The organism is Pseudomonas sp. GW821-FHT09A09 (assembly GCF_059418405.1).
Genome location: NZ_JBWKPU010000006.1, coordinates 210501 through 229272, shown reverse-complemented (window position 1 = coordinate 229272; position 18772 = coordinate 210501). Strand labels below are relative to the sequence as shown.

The window sequence follows — 18772 nt, the reverse complement described above, 5'->3', positions numbered from 1 at the left end:
GTTACTTTCGCGCTTTTCGAAAGTGACCCGCCGTAAGGGCGGAACCCTAAGCCGCCGTTACCGCAGCAACGGATATGCTCACCAACCCAACCCCATCATTGACCATCCCCCAAGCACTGCGTAGCCTTGCACCCTCGAGGTTCTCCAGCCCAGGCCGGAGCTAAGAAGGGAACGCGGTCCAAGCCGCGGCTGCCCCCGCAACTGTAAAGGGTTCAACTGACTGCCACGCCACTGCCAAATCGGCGGGAAGGCGCAGCCAGCGCCGGTCGCAAGACCCGCACGCCCCAAGCCAGGAGACCTGCCTCGCAACCGATTTTCAATTCAACCGGGCGGGGTGATCCGGTGACGAAATCCGCTGCTGCGCGCCGTCGCAGGGCCTATCGTCCCGTATGCCCGCCCCCAAGGGCATCCGATGAAAACACTGGCCAAACTCCCCGTCACCATCGTTACCGGCTTCCTCGGCTCGGGCAAAACCACCTTGCTGCGCCACATGCTCGACAACGCCCAGGGCCGTCGCATTGCGGTAATCGTCAACGAATTCGGCGAACTGGGCATCGACGGTGAAATCCTCAAGCAGTGCTCCATCGGTTGCACCGAAGAAGAAGCCAACGGCCGCGTCTACGAATTGGCCAACGGCTGCCTGTGCTGCACCGTGCAGGAAGAGTTCTTCCCGGTGATGCGCGAACTGGTCGCCCGTCGCGGTGACCTCGACCACATCCTCATCGAAACTTCAGGCCTGGCCCTGCCAAAACCCTTGGTACAAGCCTTCCAGTGGCCGGAAATCCGCAGCGCCTGCACCGTTGACGCGGTGATCACCGTGGTCGACAGCCCGGCCGTGGCGGCGGGCACCTTCGCCGCCTTCCCGGACCAGGTCGACGCCCAGCGCAAACTGGACCCGAACCTGGACCACGAATCGCCGCTGCACGAGCTGTTCGCCGACCAACTGGCCAGCGCCGACCTGGTGATCCTCAACAAAACCGACCTGATCAACCCGGAAGACCTGGCCCGCGTGCGCCTGGAAGTCGCTGAAGAGTTGCCGCCTGCGGTGAAGATCATCGAAGCCAGCAGCGGTCGCTTGCCACTGGACGTGCTGATCGGCCTGGGTGCCGGCTCCGAAGAGCACATCGACGGTCGCCACAGCCATCACGATCATCACCACGAAGGTGAGGACGACGATCACGACCACGACGCGTTCGATTCCATTTCCATCGACCTGCCGCAAGCCGACGAAGCCCTGCTGCTCGACGCCCTGACCCAGCTGGTGGTGCAACACGGCATCCTGCGCGTCAAAGGTTTCGCGGCCATCCCGAACAAGCCGATGCGCCTGCTGATCCAGGGCGTGGGTACGCGTTTCGACAAGCACTTCGACCGTGCCTGGAGCGCTGACGAAGCGCGCATCACACGCCTGGTGCTGATCGGTCAGGACCTCGACGCCGCTGGCCTCGAAGCGCAGTTGCGCGCTGCACTCAGCGTCTGACCCATGCACCTGCTCAGGACCCAGCCCGGTGGTTTCGTCTCGGACGACAATATTGCCGACCTTGGCCAAACCCCCGCTGACCTGGTGATCCTGTGCAGCGGTGATTCCAGCCTGGCCTTGCTGGCCGAAGCGGCCCAGCAATTGCCCGACGACTACCCCAGTTTCCGCTTGGCCAACCCGATGCAGGTGCAGAACCACGCGTCGGTCGACCTGTACGTCGATGAAGTGCTGCGCCACGCCAAGGTCATCCTGATTTCATTGCACGGCGGCATTGGTTATTGGCGTTACGGCATCGAGCGCCTGGTGGAGTTGGCCGAACGCGGCGTGCAGCTGATCCTGGTGCCGGGGGACGATCGCCCGGACCCGGAACTCAGCAGCCTGAGTACGGTAAACGCCGAAAGCCGCGACCGCCTGTGGCATTTCCTGCGCCAGGGCGGCCTGGGCAACGCGCTGGATTTCTATCGCTGCCTGGCCAGCGCTTACCTGGGCCGCGACTACGCCTGGGCTGAGCCGCAAACCTTGCCACGCACGGCGATTTATCACCCGCATAAAGCCAACCCGCGCCTGAACGACTGGCTGGCGGATTGGAACCCTGAGTGGCCGGTGGCGGCAGTGCTGTTTTACCGCTCGCATTTGCAGGCGGCCAATACGGGTTTTATCGATGTGTTCTGCCAACGCTTACAGGCAGCGGGCCTAAACCCGCTGCCGATTGCGCTGGCCAGTTTGAAAGAACCCGGCTGCCTGACGGTGGTCGAGGACCTGCTGGATGAAGTGGGCGCGGCGGTGATTTTGAACACCACCGGCTTTGCTCAATCCAGCCCCGAAGCGCCGCATTTGCGACCGTTTCGCCGCAATATCCCGGTAATCCAGGCGATTTGCGCCCAAGACAACGAGCCCGGCTGGCAGGCCAGCGAACAAGGCCTGGGCCCGCGCGACCTGGCGATGCACATTGCCTTGCCGGAGCTGGACGGGCGCATCATCAGCCGGCCGATCAGTTTCAAGGACCTGGCCTGGCGCAGTGAGCGCAGCCAGTCGGACGTGGTGTGCTACCGCGCAGCGCCTGAACGCATGGATTTTGTCGCCGAACTGGCACGGCGTTGGGTCGAGCTGGCGCGGGTGCCGAATGCCGGCAAGCGCATCGCGCTGATCCTCGCCAATTACCCGACCCGCGACGGCCGTATCGGCAACGGCGTGGGCCTGGATACGCCAGCGGCTGCGCTGAATATCCTGCGTGCGCTGCAAGCCGAAGGCTATCCGCTGCCGAACGCGCTGCCCGAGAGCGGCACTGCGCTGATCCACGATTTGCTCGGCGGCGTCTCCAACGACCTCGACAGCCTCGACCTGCGCCCCTGCCACCAAAGCCTGAGCCTGGACGACTACGAGGCGATGTTCAGCCGCCTGCCTGAATTCAATCGCCAGGCTGTTTTGGCGCGCTGGGGCGCGCCGCAGAACGACCCGATGTTCCGCGACGGCCGCTTGATGGTCGCCGGCCTGCGCCTGGGCCTGACCTTTATCGGCATCCAGCCGGCGCGTGGCTATCAAGTGGACGCCAGCGCCGTCTATCACGACCCGGACCTGGTGCCGCCTCACGCCTACCTGGCGTTTTACTTCTGGCTGCGCCACACCTACGGCGCCCACGGCGTGATCCATGTGGGCAAGCACGGCAACCTTGAATGGCTGCCTGGCAAGGGCGTGGGCCTGTCGGAAAACTGCTGGCCCGATGCGTTGCTGGGGCCGTTGCCGAATATCTACCCGTTTATCGTCAACGACCCGGGCGAGGGTGCCCAGGCCAAGCGGCGCACCCAGGCGGTGATCATCGACCACTTGATGCCACCGCTGACCCGTGCCGAGACCTACGGGCCGCTGCGCAACCTGGAGTTGCTGGCGGACGAATACTACGAAGCACAGTTGCTCGACCCGCGCCGCGCCTTGGAATTACAGAAAGACATCCTCAAGCTGGTGCGCGAAACCCGCATCGACCAGGAACTCGAGCTGGATAGCGACGCGGACGCCGCCGTCTGGCTGCCGCGCCTGGACACTTACCTGTGTGACTTGAAGGAATCGCAGATCCGCGACGGCCTGCATGTTTTCGGCGAGTCGCCTGAAGGTCGCCTGCGTATCGACACCTTGCTGGCCTTGTTGCGTATCCCGCGTGGCGATGGGCGCGGCCCGCAATCGAGCCTGCTGCGGGTGCTGGCCAAGGCATTCGACCTCGGCTTCGACCCGTTGGACTGCGCCCTGGCCGAGCCCTGGACCGGGCGCCGTCCACTGGTGTTGCAGAAGATCGACCCACAGTTGTGGCGCACCGCGGGCGACACCCGTGAGCGTTTGGAGCTGTACGCCGCGCGGTTGATCGAGCAGGCGCTGGAAGGGCCGCTGGAGCAGCTGGAAGAACCCGGCTGGGAAGACGTGAAGGCGGTGATCGAGAGCCTGCGCATCGTCGTCGCGCCGCGCCTGGATGCCTGCGGCCCGGCCGAAATGCGCGGCTTGCTCGATGCGTTATCCGGCCGTTTTGTACCCGCAGGGCCGAGTGGCGCCCCCAGTCGTGGGCGCCTGGATGTGCTGCCCACCGGTCGCAACTTCTTCACCGTCGACGTGCGTAACCTGCCCACCACCACGGCGTGGCGCATTGGTTTCCAGTCCGCCAACCTGATTCTTGAGCGCCACCTGCAAGACCACGGCGACCACCTGCGCCAGTTGGGCCTTTCGGTGTGGGGCACGGCCACCATGCGCACCGGCGGCGACGATATCGCCCAGGCCATGGCGCTGATGGGCGTACGCCCGGTGTGGGCCACGGGCAGCCAGCGGGTGGATGACTTCGAGATCCTGCCGATCAGCCTGCTGGACCGTCCGCGTGTCGACGTGACCTTGCGTGTGTCGGGGTTCTTCCGCGATGCGTTTGCCAACCTGATCCGCCTGTTCGATGCGGCGGTGCAGGCGGTGGCCGCGTTGGATGAACCGGACGATATGAACCCGCTGGCGGCCAAGGTGCGCAGCGAGCGGGAGGCGTTGCGTGTGTCCGGCCTGGACGATGAAACCGCTGCCAAGCAAGCCGGATGGCGCATCTTTGGTGCCAAACCCGGTGCCTATGGCGCTGGCGTGCAGGGCGCGGTCGATGGTCGCCTGTGGCAAACCCGTGAAGACTTGGCCGAGGTTTACCTCAATTGGGGCGGCTATGCCTATGGCGGTGCCGACGAAGGCACGGCCGCCCGTGAGCAATTCGCCCAGCGCCTGAGCCAGGTTCAGGCCGTTTTGCAGAACCAGGACAACCGTGAGCACGATCTGCTCGACTCCAACGACTACTACCAATTCCAGGGCGGCATGCTCGCCGCCGTGGAAACCCTGAGTGGCGACAAGGCTGCCAGCTATCATGGCGACCACAGCCAGCCGGACTTGCCGAAGATCCGTACCTTGAAGGAAGAGCTGAACCGGGTGATCCGTTCCCGCGCCGCCAACCCTAAGTGGATCGAAGGCGTGAAGCGCCATGGCTACAAAGGCGCGTTTGAAATGGCCGCCACCGTGGACAACCTGTTCGCGTTCGATGCCACCACCGCGCTGATCGACGATCATCAATACGCGTTGCTCGCCGACGCCTACCTGCTGGACCCTGACACCCGGGCCTTTGTGCAACAGCACAACCCCGATGCCTTGCGCGACATGACCGAGCGCATGCTCGAAGCTCAGCAGCGCGGCCTGTGGCAGGAGCCCGGGGCTTACAAGGACGCGTTGGAAAACCTGTTGCTGGATATAGAAGAAGACAGCTGATGACTGATATGCCGCATTTTCCGCTGTCCGCCGTGGTCGGCGCCGACGACTTGAAACTGGCGCTGTGCCTGACCGCCATCGACCCGAAGATCGGCGGTGTGCTGATCGAAGGCCCACGGGGCATGGCCAAGTCCACGCTGGCGCGGGGCCTGGCAGACCTGCTGGCCAGCGGGCAGTTTGTGACTTTGCCGCTGGGCGCTACCGAAGAGCGCCTGGTCGGCACCCTGGACCTGGACGCAGCCCTCGGCGAAGGCCGTGCGCAGTTTTCCCCCGGCGTGCTGGCCAAGGCCGACGGCGGCGTGTTGTACGTCGATGAAGTCAACCTGCTGCCCGACCACCTGGTGGACCTGCTGCTGGACGTGGCCGCCAGCGGCACCAACCTGATCGAGCGCGACGGCATTTCGCACCGCCATTCGGCGCGGTTTGTGCTGATCGGCACCATGAACCCGGAGGAGGGCGAGTTGCGCCCGCAACTGCTCGATCGCTTCGGCTTCAATGTGGCGTTGAGCGGGCAGACCTTGCCGGCCGAGCGGGGGCAGATCATCCGCCGCCGCCTGGATTTCGACAGTGACCCCGTGGCGTTCCTTGCACGCTGGGCCGCAGAACAGGCCGCACTGCGTGAGCGTTGCACCCAGGCGCGGGCGCGACTCGACAGCATTGCGCTGGATGATGAGGCGTTGGCGCAGATCACCGAGCGCTGTTTCGCGGCCGGTGTCGATGGCCTGCGTGCGGACCTGGTGTGGTTGCGCGGCGCGAGGGCCCATGCGGCATGGCGTGGCGCAGGTGCCATCGCTGAAGAGGATATCGAAGCGGTCGCCGAGTTTGCCCTGCGCCATCGTCGGCAGGTGCAGACGCCACCGGCCAGCCCGCCGAGCGAAGGGCAATCGCCCAAGCCCTCCGATACCTCGCCGGGCCAAGGTCAGGGCCAATGGGGCGACATGCCCGCGCCGGCCCTGCCCACAGGCGCACGCCGCGAAGTCCCCACCTGGCCAAAAAAGCCCTAGGCATTCGCCCTCGACCTGACGCGGGGGCGGATGCCCGGCCCAAGGCGGGGCGAGTGGAGAAAGGCAGGCACGGCAAGGCACGCAGCGCCAGGCAGGGCTCGATCAACTGGCCCGGCACGTTGCTGGGCGGCCGCCCGCAATCGCGAGAGGATTTGCTGTTTCACCTGCGCAGCCGGGCAGCCCATGAGCTGTGGCTGGTGATTGTTGATGCGTCGGCGTCTACTCGGCGCCACCGAGCACTGACCGATGCCAAAGGCTTGTTGGCCCAACTGTTTGATGACGCCTACCGCCAGCGGGCGCGCATGGCGTTGCTGACGGCCAGCGGGCACGCGCCGAAATGGCAGGTGCAGGGGTTGAAGGCGGCGAAGGGGTTGGCGGGGTGGCTGGATCAACTAGGCGCGGGCGGTGGTACACCGTTACTGGAAGCGCTGACCGAGGCCGGGCATTGGTTGGCGGTGCGGCGCAAGCGTTATCCGGCGGAGCAGCAACGGTTGCTGGTGATCACGGATGGGCGCCTCAAGGATATTGCCGGGCTGCCGCATTTGGAGTGCCCAGGGTTGTTGGTGGATATCGAGCGCGGGCCGATCAGGTTAGCCCGGGCCCAGGAGTTGGCCGTTGGGTTGCAGCTGGATTATCAGCATATCGACACCCTGTAGGAGCCGGCTTGCCGGCGATGGCTGCCTTGAGGGTTGCATAGCGGTTAGGGCCTCATCGCTGGCAAGCCGGCTCCTACAGGTTTGTACCGTGCGGATCAGGTGTTGCCCGGTACATTCGGCCAAAGATCCGCCACCAGGAACAGCCGTTCCGCCTCTTCCCAATCCTCACCCACCTGAACCATCCGCACCAGCAACTGCGCCGGCGCCATTGGGTCCAGGTCTGCCAACCAACCTTGCATGTGCTCCTCACTCCAGACTTCATCCCCGGGGTAATGCGCCGGTGCCAGCCAGGCATGGCGGGGCAGGGGTTGCCAGCGGCCGGGCGCGCTGGCGTTGGCAAATGCCCGCCAATCCCGCTGATGCAGCCAGCGGCCACGCAGGTGCTGTGGGTGGGCGCCGTTCGGTGACTCCGCCAATCCAGGCCAGGGGTACAGCAAATAGCCGCCCAACCACAAATGCGCATTGAACTGCTGGATATCCAGCGCCGCCAGCGCTTCACGGCTTTCAGGGCGTGCAGATATCGGCAGTTGGTGCTGGGCCAAGTGGGCCAGCTTGCGGTCCAGCCGGTCATGGCAACCGGGGCCCAGCCACAGGGCCGCGTCCCTGCCGTTGCCGTCTTGTGGGCCCAGGTAGAGCTTGATCGCCAGTTCCAGGTGATGCACGCCGTCGCGATCACGAATCAGCATATCCAGCTCGCCCAAGGTGTGCCCGGCGCGGCGGATCGGCAGGTTGGCGGCGATCAGCTCCACCCCCGGCGCATGCTGCACCGCAAATTGCCATAGCCGCTCGTAATAAAGACCCAGGCGCCGGGTGCGCGCCTGGCTCAGCCAGTGCTGCAAGGCGCTGCTGTCTTGATCGAGTGTGCGCAACCAGTGTTCGAGAAGATGGGGCGCCTGCACCCAGTCGCTGCCGGCCAGCGGGTGGCGTTGCGGCCACGGCGTCTGCGTGAGCATCGGCGGGGCGAGCATCACCCACGCCAGGTCGCGCACCTCCGGGTGGCGCAGTTGGCGGGGCAGGTTGTGCAGATCCGGGAACACAGTCATGGTCCGAGCATAGCCTTTTACGTGCGGTGCAGGTGGCTGAGAACCGTTGTCATCAAGGCCTGACGGCGACAAAGGGTTTTGCCTGACGCGGCCTTTCGCCCATAATCGTTCTTTTTTGCCACACCCCAAATCCCGCAGGAGCCCCATGGAGCAATTTCGCAATATCGGCATTATCGGTCGCCTGGGCAGTACCCAGGTGTTGGACACCGTCCGCCGGCTGAAAAAATTCCTGCTGGAACGCCACCTGCATGTGATCCTCGAAGACACCATCGCCGAGATTCTCCCCGGCCACGGCCTGCAAACCTCGTCGCGCAAGATGCTCGGCGAAGTGTGTGACATGGTGATTGTGGTCGGCGGCGACGGCAGCCTGCTTGGCGCCGCCCGCGCCCTGGCACGGCATAACGTGCCGGTGCTGGGGATCAACCGGGGCAGCCTGGGGTTTCTGACCGATATCCGCCCGGATGAGCTGGAAGTCGAAGTGGCCAAGGTGCTCGACGGCCATTACCTGGTGGAAAACCGCTTCCTGCTGCAAGCCGAAGTGCGTCGCCACGGCGAAGCCATCGGCCAGGGCGATGCACTGAACGACGTGGTGCTGCACCCGGGCAAATCCACGCGCATGATCGAGTTCGAGCTGTACATCGACGGCCAGTTCGTGTGCAGCCAAAAGGCTGACGGCCTGATCGTCGCCACGCCTACCGGTTCCACGGCGTATGCGCTGTCGGCGGGTGGCCCGATCATGCATCCCAAGCTCGATGCCATTGTGATCGTGCCGATGTACCCCCATATGTTGTCCAGCCGGCCGATTGTGGTCGACGGCAACAGCGAGCTGAAAATCGTGGTGTCCAAAGACATGCAGATCTACCCGCAGGTGTCCTGCGACGGGCAGAACCATTTCACCTGTGCCCCCGGTGACACCATCACCGTGAGCAAAAAGGCGCAGAAGTTGCGGTTGATCCACCCGCTGGATCACAACTACTACGAAGTGTGCCGCACCAAGCTGGGCTGGGGCAGCCGCTTGGGGGGTGGAGGCGACTGATGCTCGATCCCGCGCGTAGCTACGACCTGATTGGTGACGTGCACGGTTGCGCTCATACCCTTGAGCACTTGCTCGACCAGTTGGGCTACCACAAGATCGGCGGCGTCTGGCGGCACCCGTCGCGCATGGCGGTGTTCCTCGGCGATATCATCGACCGTGGCCCGCGCATCCGCGAGGCGCTGCATATCGTCCATGACATGGTCGAGGCCGGCCAGGCGCTGTGCATCATGGGCAACCATGAATTCAATGCACTGGGTTGGACCACGCCTGCGCCGCCGGGCAGTGGCAAGCAGTTCGTGCGCGAGCACAACCCACGGCATGCGCGGTTGATCCACGAAACCCTGACTCAGTTCGAGCAGCACCCGGGCGACTGGCATGACTTCCTCGGCTGGTTCTACGACATGCCGCTGTTTGTCGACGCCGGGCGTTTCCGCGTGGTGCACGCGTGCTGGGACGACGGTTTTATCCAGCCTTTGCGCGCCACCTTCCCGGACGGCTGCATCGACCAGCACTTCCTGCAGGCCGCCGCGGTGCCGGGCAGTTTTGCCTGCAACGCCTTCGATCGCCTGCTGCGCGGCACCGACATGCGCCTGCCGGATGGCCTGACGCTGACCGGTGGCGATGGCCTGACGCGCTCGTTCTTCCGCACCAAGTTCTGGGAAGACGACCCGAAGACCTACGGCGACATCGTGTTCCAACCCGACGCGCTGCCCGAGCCGGTGGCCCGTACGCCGTTGTCGTCTACACAAAAGAATTCCTTGCTGCGCTACGGCGTGGACGAACCGTTGTTGTTCGTCGGCCACTATTGGCGCAGCGGCAAGCCGGCACCGATTCGCGAGAACCTGGCCTGCCTGGACTACAGCGCCGTGCTGTACGGCAAGCTGGTGGCATATCGCCTGGACCAGGAAACCCAATTGGATCCGCGTAAATTTGTATGGGTCGACGTTGAGCGCCCCGAGGTTATCTCATGAGTACCGTAGCTGTATTGCGCTTGCCCCTGAGCGTCGACCTGGGCGGTTTCGTCAAGTTGCTGCAACGCATGCAGGTACCCCATCGCGTCAGCGAAGAAGCCGGGGAGCAGGTGCTGTGGGTGCCCGAAACCATCAGCGATGATGTGCGCGTGCTGTATCAGCGCTTTCCTGCCGGTGACCCGGACCAGCAACTGGATATTCCCGAACAGTTCCAGGCGCCGCAGAGCCGCCCCAGTTTCGCCCAGCAATTGCGCATGAGCCCCGTGACCGCGCTGGTACTGTTGGCGAGCATCATCGTGGGCGCGGTGACGTTGCTCGGTGAAAACCTGCAGACCATGGGTTGGCTGACCTTCCTGCCGTTCCGCGTGCTGGGTGAGTACATCCAGTTTACGCCGCTGGCCGATAGCCTGGCGTCGGGGCAGTGGTGGCGGCTGGTCACGCCGATGCTGATTCACTTTGGCATCCTGCACCTGGCCATGAACGGCATGTGGTACTGGGAACTGGGCCGGCGCATCGAAGTGCGCCAGGGCAGCATCAACCTGCTTGGCCTGACCTTGCTGTTCAGCCTGGTCTCCAATTACGCGCAATACGCCTATGGCGGCCCGAGCCTGTTTGGCGGGTTGTCCGGCGTGTTGTATGGCCTGCTCGGGCATTGCTGGATTTTCCAGTTGTTATCGCCTAACCCGGCTTATCGTCTGCCCCGTGGCGTGCTGGCGATGATGCTGATCTGGCTGGTGCTCTGCATGTCGGGGCTGATCTCGATGATCGGCTTCGGCGAAATCGCCAACGCGGCGCATGTGAGCGGGTTGCTCATCGGTTGCCTGACGGGTTTGCTGGGCGGGCTGTACAACCGCCGCAAAGCCTCACTTTGATAAGGAAGAGCCTTATGTCCTCTTTTGCTGAAATGATCGAAAACATCACCCCGGATATCTACGAGAGCCTCAAGCTGGCCGTGGAAATCGGCAAGTGGTCCGATGGCCGCAAGCTCACCGCCGAACAGCGCGAGTTGTCCCTGCAGGCGGTGATTGCCTGGGAAATCCAGAACCTGCCGGAAGAAGAGCGCACCGGCTACATGGGCCCGCAGGAATGCGCGTCCAAGTCGGCGCCGGTGCCGAACATCCTGTTCAAGTCGGATGCGATCCATTGATTGAAATCGGTCGTGGTGCAGTCAGCAAGATGTCGGCGCAACTCGGTGAGCCGACCGTTCAATACGCGTTTCGCCTCGGCGAAACCGAGGTGCCGGTCAACCCCATGATCGGCACCCACGTGCGCCTGGAATACCTCGGCGCCATCCATTGCAGCCATTGCGGTCGCAAGACCAAGACCAGCTTCAGCCAGGGTTATTGCTACCCGTGCATGACCAAGCTGGCCCAGTGTGACCTGTGCATCATGAGCCCCGAGCGTTGCCACTACGACGCCGGGACGTGCCGTGATCCAGGCTGGGGCGAGAAATTCTGCATGACCGATCACGTGGTCTACCTGGCCAACTCGTCGGGGATCAAGGTCGGCATCACCCGCGCCACCCAGTTGCCAACGCGTTGGCTGGACCAGGGCGCGAGCCAGGCGTTGCCGATCATGCGTGTGGCCACCCGCCAACAGTCCGGTTTCGTCGAAGACCTGTTCCGCAGCCAGGTGGCGGACAAGACCAACTGGCGCGCACTGCTCAAGGGCGATGCGCAGTCTGTCGACCTCAAGCAGGTGCGCGATGAGTTGTTCGCCTCATGCGCCGAAGGCCTGCTGGGTTTGCAGGCGCGTTTTGGCCTGCAGGCCATCCAGCCGGTGACCGACCTGGAGCCGATCGAAATCCGCTACCCGGTGGAGCAGTACCCGGCCAAGATCGTCAGCTTCAACCTGGACAAGAACCCGATTGCCGAAGGCACGCTGCTGGGGATCAAGGGCCAGTACCTGATCTTCGACACCGGCGTTATCAACATTCGTAAGTACACGGCCTACCAGCTCGCCGTGCATCAGTAGAAGGATGCTATCCATGCGCACCGAACAACCGAAGATGATCTACCTGAAGGACTATCAGGCGCCGGACTACCTGATCGACGAGACGCACCTGACCTTCGAGTTGTTCGAGGACCACAGCCTGGTCCACGCGCAGCTGGTGATGCGCCGCAACCCGGCGCGCGGTGTGGGCTTGCCGCCGTTGGTGCTGGATGGTCAGCAGCTGGAGCTGTTGAGCGTGAACCTGGCCGACCAGGAACTGACCGACGCTGACTACCAGTTGACCGACAGCCACCTGACGGTGCATCCACAGCGTGAGACCTTTACCCTGGACACCACGGTAAAAATCCACCCGGAAACCAACACCGCTCTGGAAGGCTTGTACAAGTCCAGCGGCATGTTCTGCACCCAGTGCGAAGCCGAAGGGTTCCGCAAGATCACCTATTACCTCGACCGCCCGGACGTGATGAGCACCTTCACCACCACGGTGATCGCTGAGCAGCACAGCTACCCGGTGTTGCTGAGCAACGGCAACCCGATCGCCAGCGGCCCGGGCGAAGACGGCCGTCACTGGGCGACCTGGGAAGACCCGTTCAAGAAACCGGCGTACCTGTTTGCGCTGGTGGCCGGTGACCTGTGGTGCGTCGAAGACAGCTTCACCACCATGACCAACCGCACGGTGGCGCTGCGCATCTACGTCGAGCCGGAAAACATCGACAAGTGCCAGCACGCCATGACCAGCCTGAAGAAATCCATGCGCTGGGACGAAGAAACCTACGGCCGCGAGTACGACCTCGACATCTTCATGATTGTCGCGGTCAACGACTTCAACATGGGCGCCATGGAGAACAAGGGCCTCAACATCTTCAACTCCAGCGCCGTGCTGGCCCGCGCCGAAACCGCCACCGACGCCGCGCACCAGCGCGTCGAGGCGATCGTCGCCCACGAATACTTCCACAACTGGTCGGGCAACCGCGTGACCTGCCGCGACTGGTTCCAGCTGTCGCTCAAGGAAGGGTTCACCGTGTTCCGTGATTCGGGCTTCTCTGCCGACATGAACTCGGCCACGGTCAAGCGTATCCAGGACGTGGCGTACCTGCGTACCCACCAGTTCGCCGAAGACGCCGGCCCGATGGCCCACGCGGTGCGCCCGGACAGCTTTATCGAGATCTCCAACTTCTACACCCTCACCGTGTATGAAAAGGGTTCGGAAGTGGTCGGCATGATCCACACCTTGCTCGGCGCCGAAGGCTTCCGCAAAGGCAGCGACCTGTACTTCGAACGTCACGACGGCCAGGCGGTGACCTGCGACGATTTCATCAAGGCCATGGAAGACGCCAATGGCGCCGACCTGAGCCAGTTCAAGCGTTGGTACAGCCAGGCGGGTACGCCACGTTTGGCGGTGAGCGAGTCCTATGACGCTGCGGCGAAGACCTACAGCCTGACCTTCCGCCAGAGCTGCCCGGAAACGCCGGACAAAGTGGAAAAACTGCCGTTCGTGATTCCCGTCGAACTGGGCTTGCTGGACGGCAAGGGCGCGGGTATCGCCTTGCGCCTGGCCGGTGAAGCGGCGGCGGGTGGCACGTCCCGTGTGATCTCCGTAACCGAGGCCGAGCAGACCTTCACTTTCGTCGACATCGTCGAACAGCCGTTGCCGTCGTTGCTGCGAGGCTTCTCGGCACCGGTGAAGCTGAGCTTCCCGTACAACCGCGACCAACTGATGTTCCTGATGCAGCACGACAGCGATGGCTTCAACCGCTGGGATGCGGGCCAGCAACTGTCGGTGCAAGTGTTGCAGGAACTGATCGGCCACCATCAGGCCGGCCAGCCGCTGAAGCTGGACCAGCGCCTGATCGACGCATTGCGCACGGTGCTCAGTGATGAGTCGCTGGACCAGGCGATGGTTGCCGAAATGCTCTCGCTGCCGAGCGAAGCCTACCTCACCGAAATCAGCGAAGTGGCGGATGTAGAAGCGATTCATACCGCCCGCGAGTTCGCTCGCAAGCAATTGGCCGATCAGCTGTTCGAAGGCTTGTGGCTGCGTTACCAGGCCAATCGCGAACTGTCGAAGACGACCCCGTACGTGGCCGCTGCCGAGCACTTTGCCCGTCGCGCCTTGCAGAACATCGCGCTGTCTTACCTGATGCTCAGTGGCAAGCCTGAAGTGTTGGCCGCCACCCTGGATCAGTTCGACACCAGCGACAACATGACCGAGCGCCTGACGGCACTGGCGGTGCTGGTGAATTCGCCGTTCGAGACGGAAAAAGCCCAGGCCCTGGCGGTATTTGCCGAGAACTTCAAGGACAACCCGCTGGTCATGGACCAATGGTTCAGCGTGCAGGCCGGCAGTGTGTTGCCGGGCGGGCTGGCACGGGTCAAGGCGTTGATGGAGCACCCAGCGTTCAACATCAAGAACCCGAACAAGGTACGGGCACTGGTGGGCGCATTCGCCGGGCAGAACCTGATCAACTTCCATGCGGCCGACGGCTCGGGCTATCGCTTCCTGGCGGACCTGGTGATCCAGTTGAACGGGTTCAACCCGCAGATCGCCTCGCGCCAACTGGCGCCGCTGACCCGCTGGCGCAAATACGACGCTGCGCGCCAGGCCTTGATGAAGGCCGAACTGGAGCGCATTCGTGGCTCGGGTGAGCTGTCCAGCGATGTGTTTGAGGTGGTCAGCAAGAGCCTTGCCTAAGCATTCCGTGTAATGAAAAACGGCCCGTTCGGGCCGTTTTTTTTGCCTCAAATAACCGGTGGCCGTGGGGTGTCCAGCAGGTTGTCGACCGGGAAACGCTCGGCGATGATGCCGTGGGGTACGCCCAGTGGGATCGCGCTGGCGGTATCCAGGCGCGCCACCTGCTCGGCGGATAACACCACATTCAGGGCGCCGAGGGTGGCGTCCAGCTGAGCGCGGGTGCGCGAGCCGAGGATCGGAATCAGCGCGGTGGTGGAGCGTCGGGCCTTCTCGCGCAGCCAGGCGATGGCGACGTGGGTGGGCGTGGCGTCCAGCTCGGCGGCCACTGCCAGCAAGGTGTCGAGCACTGCCGTTTCGCGGGCACTTTTTTCGGCGTGGATCAGCATCCCAAGTTTGTTGGCGCGGTTATCGCCCTGGCTTTCACGGTACTTGCCGGTCAGAAAACCGCCTCCCAGTGGTGACCACAGCGTGGCAGCCAGGCCCAGGGCTTCGGCCATCGGCAGCAATTCGCGGTCGGCGGTGCGTTCGGCGAGGCTGTATTCCACCTGGATGCCGATGATCGGAGAAAAGTTGCGCACTTCCGCCAGCAGGTCGGCGCGGGCAATGCGCCAAGCGGGGAAGTTGGACAGGCCGGCGTAGTGGATCTTGCCTGCGCGCACCAGGTCGTCGAAGCCGCGCAGGATCTCTTCCATCGGCGTGACGTTGTCGCTCATGTGCGCCCAGAGCAGGTCGATGTGGTCGGTGTTCAGGCGCTTGAGGCTCTCTTCGACGGCGCGCACCATGTTCTTGCGGTTGTTGCCGAGCTTGATCGTGTCGGCATCGGCCGGTTGGGTGCGCAGGGTGTATTTGGTGGCGACCACCAGGTTGTCACGCTCGGAGGCGATAAACTCGCCCAGCAATACTTCCGCCTGGCCGAACTGGTAGCCGTTGGCGGTATCGAGGAAGTTGCCGCCGGCCTCAAGGTAGCCATCGAACATCTGTTTGGCTTCGTCACGCTCGGCGCCATGCCCCCAGCCTGTACCAAAATTCCCCGTGCCCAGTGCCAGTTCCGAGACCTGGAGACCGCTGCGGCGGCCAAAAACTTTGTTGCGCATACACACTCCTTGACGCTCAGGTGTTGTTTAAATGTCTGGTGACATTTAAATAATATGATCGCGGTAATTTATTCGGTCAAGGGGCTTTTTTGCTGCTGACATTTTTTGACAGGGCGCTCTGATAAGCTGCGACACGTTTTTCTTCTCGGCGGGATCACCGTGTCACGTACTACACGATTGCTGACGTTGCTCCAGGCCCTGCGCGGCAAAAAACGCCCGGTGACGGCCGCCGTATTGGCCGAACAACTGGAAGTGTCCGAGCGCACGCTGTACCGCGACATTGCCGAGTTGACCGCCCTGGGTGCGCCGATCTTCGGTGAGGCCGGGGTAGGGTATGTGTTGCGCAGTGGGCTGTTCCTGCCGCCATTGATGCTGAACGCCGAGGAAACCGAGGCCATCGTGCTCGGCTTGCGCTATGTGGACCAACGCGGCGATGACGTGCTGAGCCGTGCCGCCGCGAATGCGCTGGCGAAGATCGCCGATGTGCTTGATCCCGCCGCCCAGGAAGCCCTGCGCAACCCGACGTTGCTGCCCGGCCCGCCGGGTTTTGGCTACCCGGAGAACCGCGTGCCGCTCAACGTTTTCCGCGAAGCCATTCGCGACCAGTCCAAGCTGCATATCGACTATGCAGACGCCAGCCAATCCCAGAGCCAGCGCCTGGTGTGGCCGTTGGCCCTGGGCTTTCTCAATGAGGTGCGTGTGATTGTGGCCTGGTGTGAATTGCGCGGTGCCTATCGCACCTTTCGCACCGACCGGGTGGCCGCCGCCGACGCTACCGGTGAGCGCTACCCGGGGCGGCGCAGCGACCTGTTGCGGGGCTGGCGCAAGCTGATGGAACAGCAGCAGAACGGCCCCTTTACTCCTGACAAAAACTGACACAACCCTGGCTTAGCATGGCGTCATAAATCATCAAAAAGGAGCAATGCCATGTCCCTTCCCGAATTGGCCCCGGCCATCGTGGCCTATATAGCGGCGACCAATAAACGCGACACCTCAGCCATTGCCCAGTGTTTTGCCGACGATGCCAATGTGTTCGACGAGGGCGAGCATCAGGTCGGTACAGCCGCCATTGCACGCTGGATGGAGGACACGGGCCGCCGTTACCAGCCACGGGTTGAAGTGCTCAACGTGCAGCATCGCACCGGCAAAGTGTTGGTCAGCAACGTGGTCTCCGGCAATTTTCCCGGCAGCCCGCTGGAGTTGCGCTACACCTTTCGCCTGAACGAGCAGGGCAAGATTTCGCGACTGGACATCTCCCTGTAAGCCATACTGGCGCCCATGACTTTCGACTCCCCGCTCGCCGCTTACCAACACGCCATGACCCAGCAGGGCTTCGTTGCCGACGACGCCCAGCGCCGGGCGGTGCAGGCCCTGCAAGCCTGCCATGAGGCCTTGCACCAAGGGCGCTCACCGATCAACGGGGTTTACCTGTGGGGGCCGGTGGGGCGGGGCAAGACCTGGTTGATGGACCAGTTCTACCAAAGCCTGCGGGTGCCCGCGCGGCGTCAGCACTTTCATCACTTCATGGGCTGGGTGCACCAGCGTTCGTTCCAGCTCACGGGCATCCAGGATCCACTGCAGGCGCTGGCCCGCGAGTTGAGCCGAGAGGTGCGCGTGCTGTGTTTCGATGAGCTGTTCGTCAACGACATCGGCGATGCGATCATCCTCGGTCGCTTGTTCCAGGTGATGTTCGACGAAGGCGTAGTGATGGTCTGTACCTCCAACCAACCGCCTGACCAGCTGTACGCCGACGGTTTCAACCGCGAGCGCTTCCTGCCGGGGATCGCGGCCATCAAGCAGCATATGCAGGTAGTGGCGGTCGACGGTGATGAAGACCACCGCCTGCATCCGGGGCTGGGCGTGCAGCGTTATTGGGTGAACGGCCCGGACGCTCTCGCCACGGTATTCCAGCAACTGACCCAAGGCCAGGCTGTGAGCAGCGGGCCGGTCACTGTCGGCTATCGCACGATCACGGTTGTGCAGGCCAGCGACTCAGTGCTGTGGTGCCGTTACGCCGACCTGTGCGAGCAACCCTTGGCGGCCATGGACTTCATGTTGGTGTGTGACCGGTTCAAGGCGATCCTGTTGGGGGAAATGCCCAACCTGAGTGCGCAAAAACGCCCGGGCCGGATTGCCCGGGGTACCGAGGACGGCGCCCAGCGAGTGGTGGCCGGCGACCGTGAACTGCCGGAGCTGTCGGTGCACGATGACAGCGTGCGACGTTTTATTGCGTTGGTGGACGAGTGTTATGACCGCAAGGTACCGCTGTTCATCGAGGCCAGGGTCGAGCTGGAAAAACTCTATACCGAAGGCTATCTGGAGTTTGCGTTCCGGCGCACCTTGAGCCGCCTGCAAGAGATGCAGCTACAGCGCTTCGGGGCCTCGGAAAAGTCGATTTGAACTGCACAATGTGCTTTTTTGATACGCCCAGCTTTCGCACTTTCTGACGGCTATTTGTAGTTAATCTCCTTCATCTACTGCCGACTCCACGCTTACAATCGTGCCCCTTCAAGGGAACCGACTCCCTGGTTGTCGTTATCGAGGAAGGCAATGGACACCCCAGACATTCTGGTGCTGCAAGCCAGCTACACCAACACTGTGCACGCCGATGCTATCGGGCTGGTGCTCAACCACTATGCAGAAGACCCCATGGGTGGCGGCCATGCCTTGCCGGCCGACCTGTTGCAGCAATTACCCGCTGAATTGGCCAAGCGCCCCCATGCATTCAGCGTGCTGGCGTTTGTCGGCGGTGAGCCGGCTGGGTTGATCAATTGCTTCGAGGGGTTTTCCACCTTCGCTTGTCGCCCGCTGGTCAACGTCCACGATGTGGTGGTGATGGATAAATTTCGTGGCCTGGGGCTGAGCCAGAAAATGTTGCAGAAGGTCGAGGAAATCGCCCGTCAACGCGGTTGCTGCAAGATCACCCTGGAAGTGCTGGAGGGTAATGAGGTGGCTCAGGCCGCTTATCGTAAGTTTGGTTTCGATGATTCCAAGTTTGATCCCGCCTACGGCCGCATGTTGTTCTGGAATAAGCCGCTTTAATAAATAACACTCAAAAAAAAGGCGCCACTTAGTGGCGCC

The 18772-nt window shown here is 63.0% G+C and carries 16 protein-coding genes and 1 riboswitch; of the genes, 14 read left to right on the top strand and 2 right to left on the bottom strand.

From position 1 onward, the window contains the following. The first annotated feature begins 120 nt into the window (after positions 1 to 120). Positions 121 to 320: riboswitch (cobalamin riboswitch) on the top strand. Between the two features lie 92 nt (positions 321 to 412). The 4 genes from cobW to AC07OV_RS07620 are packed head-to-tail and all read left to right on the top strand — an operon-like array spanning position 413 to position 6902. Continuing rightward, positions 413 to 1477, top strand: coding sequence for a cobalamin biosynthesis protein CobW (cobW, locus tag AC07OV_RS07635; RefSeq protein ID WP_495091940.1), 1065 nt, complete (start codon positions 413 to 415; stop codon positions 1475 to 1477). Between the two features lie 3 nt (positions 1478 to 1480). Then, positions 1481 to 5242, top strand: a complete 3762-nt coding sequence (cobN, locus tag AC07OV_RS07630) for a cobaltochelatase subunit CobN (protein ID WP_495091939.1) — start codon at positions 1481 to 1483, stop codon at positions 5240 to 5242. Further along, positions 5242 to 6246, top strand: coding sequence for a magnesium chelatase ATPase subunit I (locus AC07OV_RS07625; protein ID WP_495091938.1), 1005 nt, complete (start codon positions 5242 to 5244; stop codon positions 6244 to 6246). The genes cobN and AC07OV_RS07625 overlap by 1 nt, the downstream gene beginning before the upstream one ends. A gap of 53 nt (positions 6247 to 6299) precedes the next feature. Next, the gene (locus AC07OV_RS07620) at positions 6300 to 6902 is read left to right on the top strand and encodes a vWA domain-containing protein (RefSeq protein ID WP_495091937.1); all 603 of its coding nucleotides are present in this window, start codon (positions 6300 to 6302) and stop codon (positions 6900 to 6902) included. Positions 6903 to 6997: 95 nt separating this feature from the next. On the opposite strand, the gene AC07OV_RS07615 is transcribed toward AC07OV_RS07620, so the two are convergent. Beyond that, the gene (locus AC07OV_RS07615) at positions 6998 to 7945 is read right to left on the bottom strand and encodes a DUF1853 family protein (RefSeq protein WP_495091936.1); all 948 of its coding nucleotides are present in this window, start codon (positions 7943 to 7945) and stop codon (positions 6998 to 7000) included. Positions 7946 to 8090: 145 nt separating this feature from the next. Between AC07OV_RS07615 and AC07OV_RS07610 the strand changes: the two genes are divergently transcribed. The 6 genes from AC07OV_RS07610 to pepN are packed head-to-tail and all read left to right on the top strand — an operon-like array spanning position 8091 to position 14597. After that, positions 8091 to 8981 carry an NAD(+) kinase gene (locus tag AC07OV_RS07610; protein ID WP_003217892.1) on the top strand — a complete coding sequence of 297 codons (891 nt, stop codon included), beginning with the start codon at positions 8091 to 8093 and terminating at the stop codon, positions 8979 to 8981. Next, positions 8978 to 9952 (top strand): metallophosphoesterase, encoded by a 975-nt coding sequence (locus AC07OV_RS07605; protein ID WP_371319376.1) that lies wholly within the window; start codon positions 8978 to 8980, stop codon positions 9950 to 9952. Before AC07OV_RS07610 ends, AC07OV_RS07605 begins: the two co-directional genes overlap by 4 nt. Next, positions 9949 to 10824, top strand: coding sequence for a rhomboid family intramembrane serine protease (locus tag AC07OV_RS07600; RefSeq protein WP_495091935.1), 876 nt, complete (start codon positions 9949 to 9951; stop codon positions 10822 to 10824). Before AC07OV_RS07605 ends, AC07OV_RS07600 begins: the two co-directional genes overlap by 4 nt. A gap of 14 nt (positions 10825 to 10838) precedes the next feature. After that, complete coding sequence (locus tag AC07OV_RS07595; RefSeq protein WP_176997779.1) at positions 10839 to 11099, top strand: YeaC family protein; 261 nt, start codon at positions 10839 to 10841, stop codon at positions 11097 to 11099. Further along, on the top strand, positions 11096 to 11926 hold the full coding sequence (locus tag AC07OV_RS07590) for a DUF2797 domain-containing protein (protein WP_495091943.1): 831 nt from the start codon (positions 11096 to 11098) through the stop codon (positions 11924 to 11926). The genes AC07OV_RS07595 and AC07OV_RS07590 overlap by 4 nt, the downstream gene beginning before the upstream one ends. Positions 11927 to 11939: 13 nt before the next feature. Continuing rightward, positions 11940 to 14597: an aminopeptidase N gene (gene pepN, locus AC07OV_RS07585; RefSeq protein ID WP_495091934.1), complete on the top strand. Its 2658-nt coding sequence runs from the start codon at positions 11940 to 11942 to the stop codon at positions 14595 to 14597. A gap of 47 nt (positions 14598 to 14644) precedes the next feature. Here pepN and AC07OV_RS07580 read toward each other — a convergent pair whose 3' ends face one another. Beyond that, the gene (locus AC07OV_RS07580) at positions 14645 to 15691 is read right to left on the bottom strand and encodes an aldo/keto reductase (RefSeq protein WP_176997777.1); all 1047 of its coding nucleotides are present in this window, start codon (positions 15689 to 15691) and stop codon (positions 14645 to 14647) included. A gap of 159 nt (positions 15692 to 15850) precedes the next feature. Between AC07OV_RS07580 and AC07OV_RS07575 the strand changes: the two genes are divergently transcribed. The 4 genes from AC07OV_RS07575 (at position 15851) to AC07OV_RS07560 (ending at position 18733) form a co-directional block, all read left to right on the top strand. Then, a complete protein-coding gene (locus AC07OV_RS07575) occupies positions 15851 to 16567 on the top strand; it encodes a helix-turn-helix transcriptional regulator (RefSeq protein ID WP_494998776.1) in 717 nt (238 codons plus the stop codon). A 51-nt stretch (positions 16568 to 16618) separates the two neighbouring features. Beyond that, positions 16619 to 16954 (top strand): nuclear transport factor 2 family protein, encoded by a 336-nt coding sequence (locus AC07OV_RS07570; protein WP_176997775.1) that lies wholly within the window; start codon positions 16619 to 16621, stop codon positions 16952 to 16954. A gap of 15 nt (positions 16955 to 16969) precedes the next feature. Further along, a complete protein-coding gene (zapE, locus tag AC07OV_RS07565; protein ID WP_495091933.1) occupies positions 16970 to 18091 on the top strand; it encodes a cell division protein ZapE in 1122 nt (373 codons plus the stop codon). A 150-nt stretch (positions 18092 to 18241) separates the two neighbouring features. Then, entirely contained in the window at positions 18242 to 18733 is a 492-nt protein-coding gene (locus AC07OV_RS07560) for a GNAT family N-acetyltransferase (RefSeq protein WP_176997773.1), read from the top strand. The last annotated feature ends 39 nt before the right edge of the window (positions 18734 to 18772 follow it).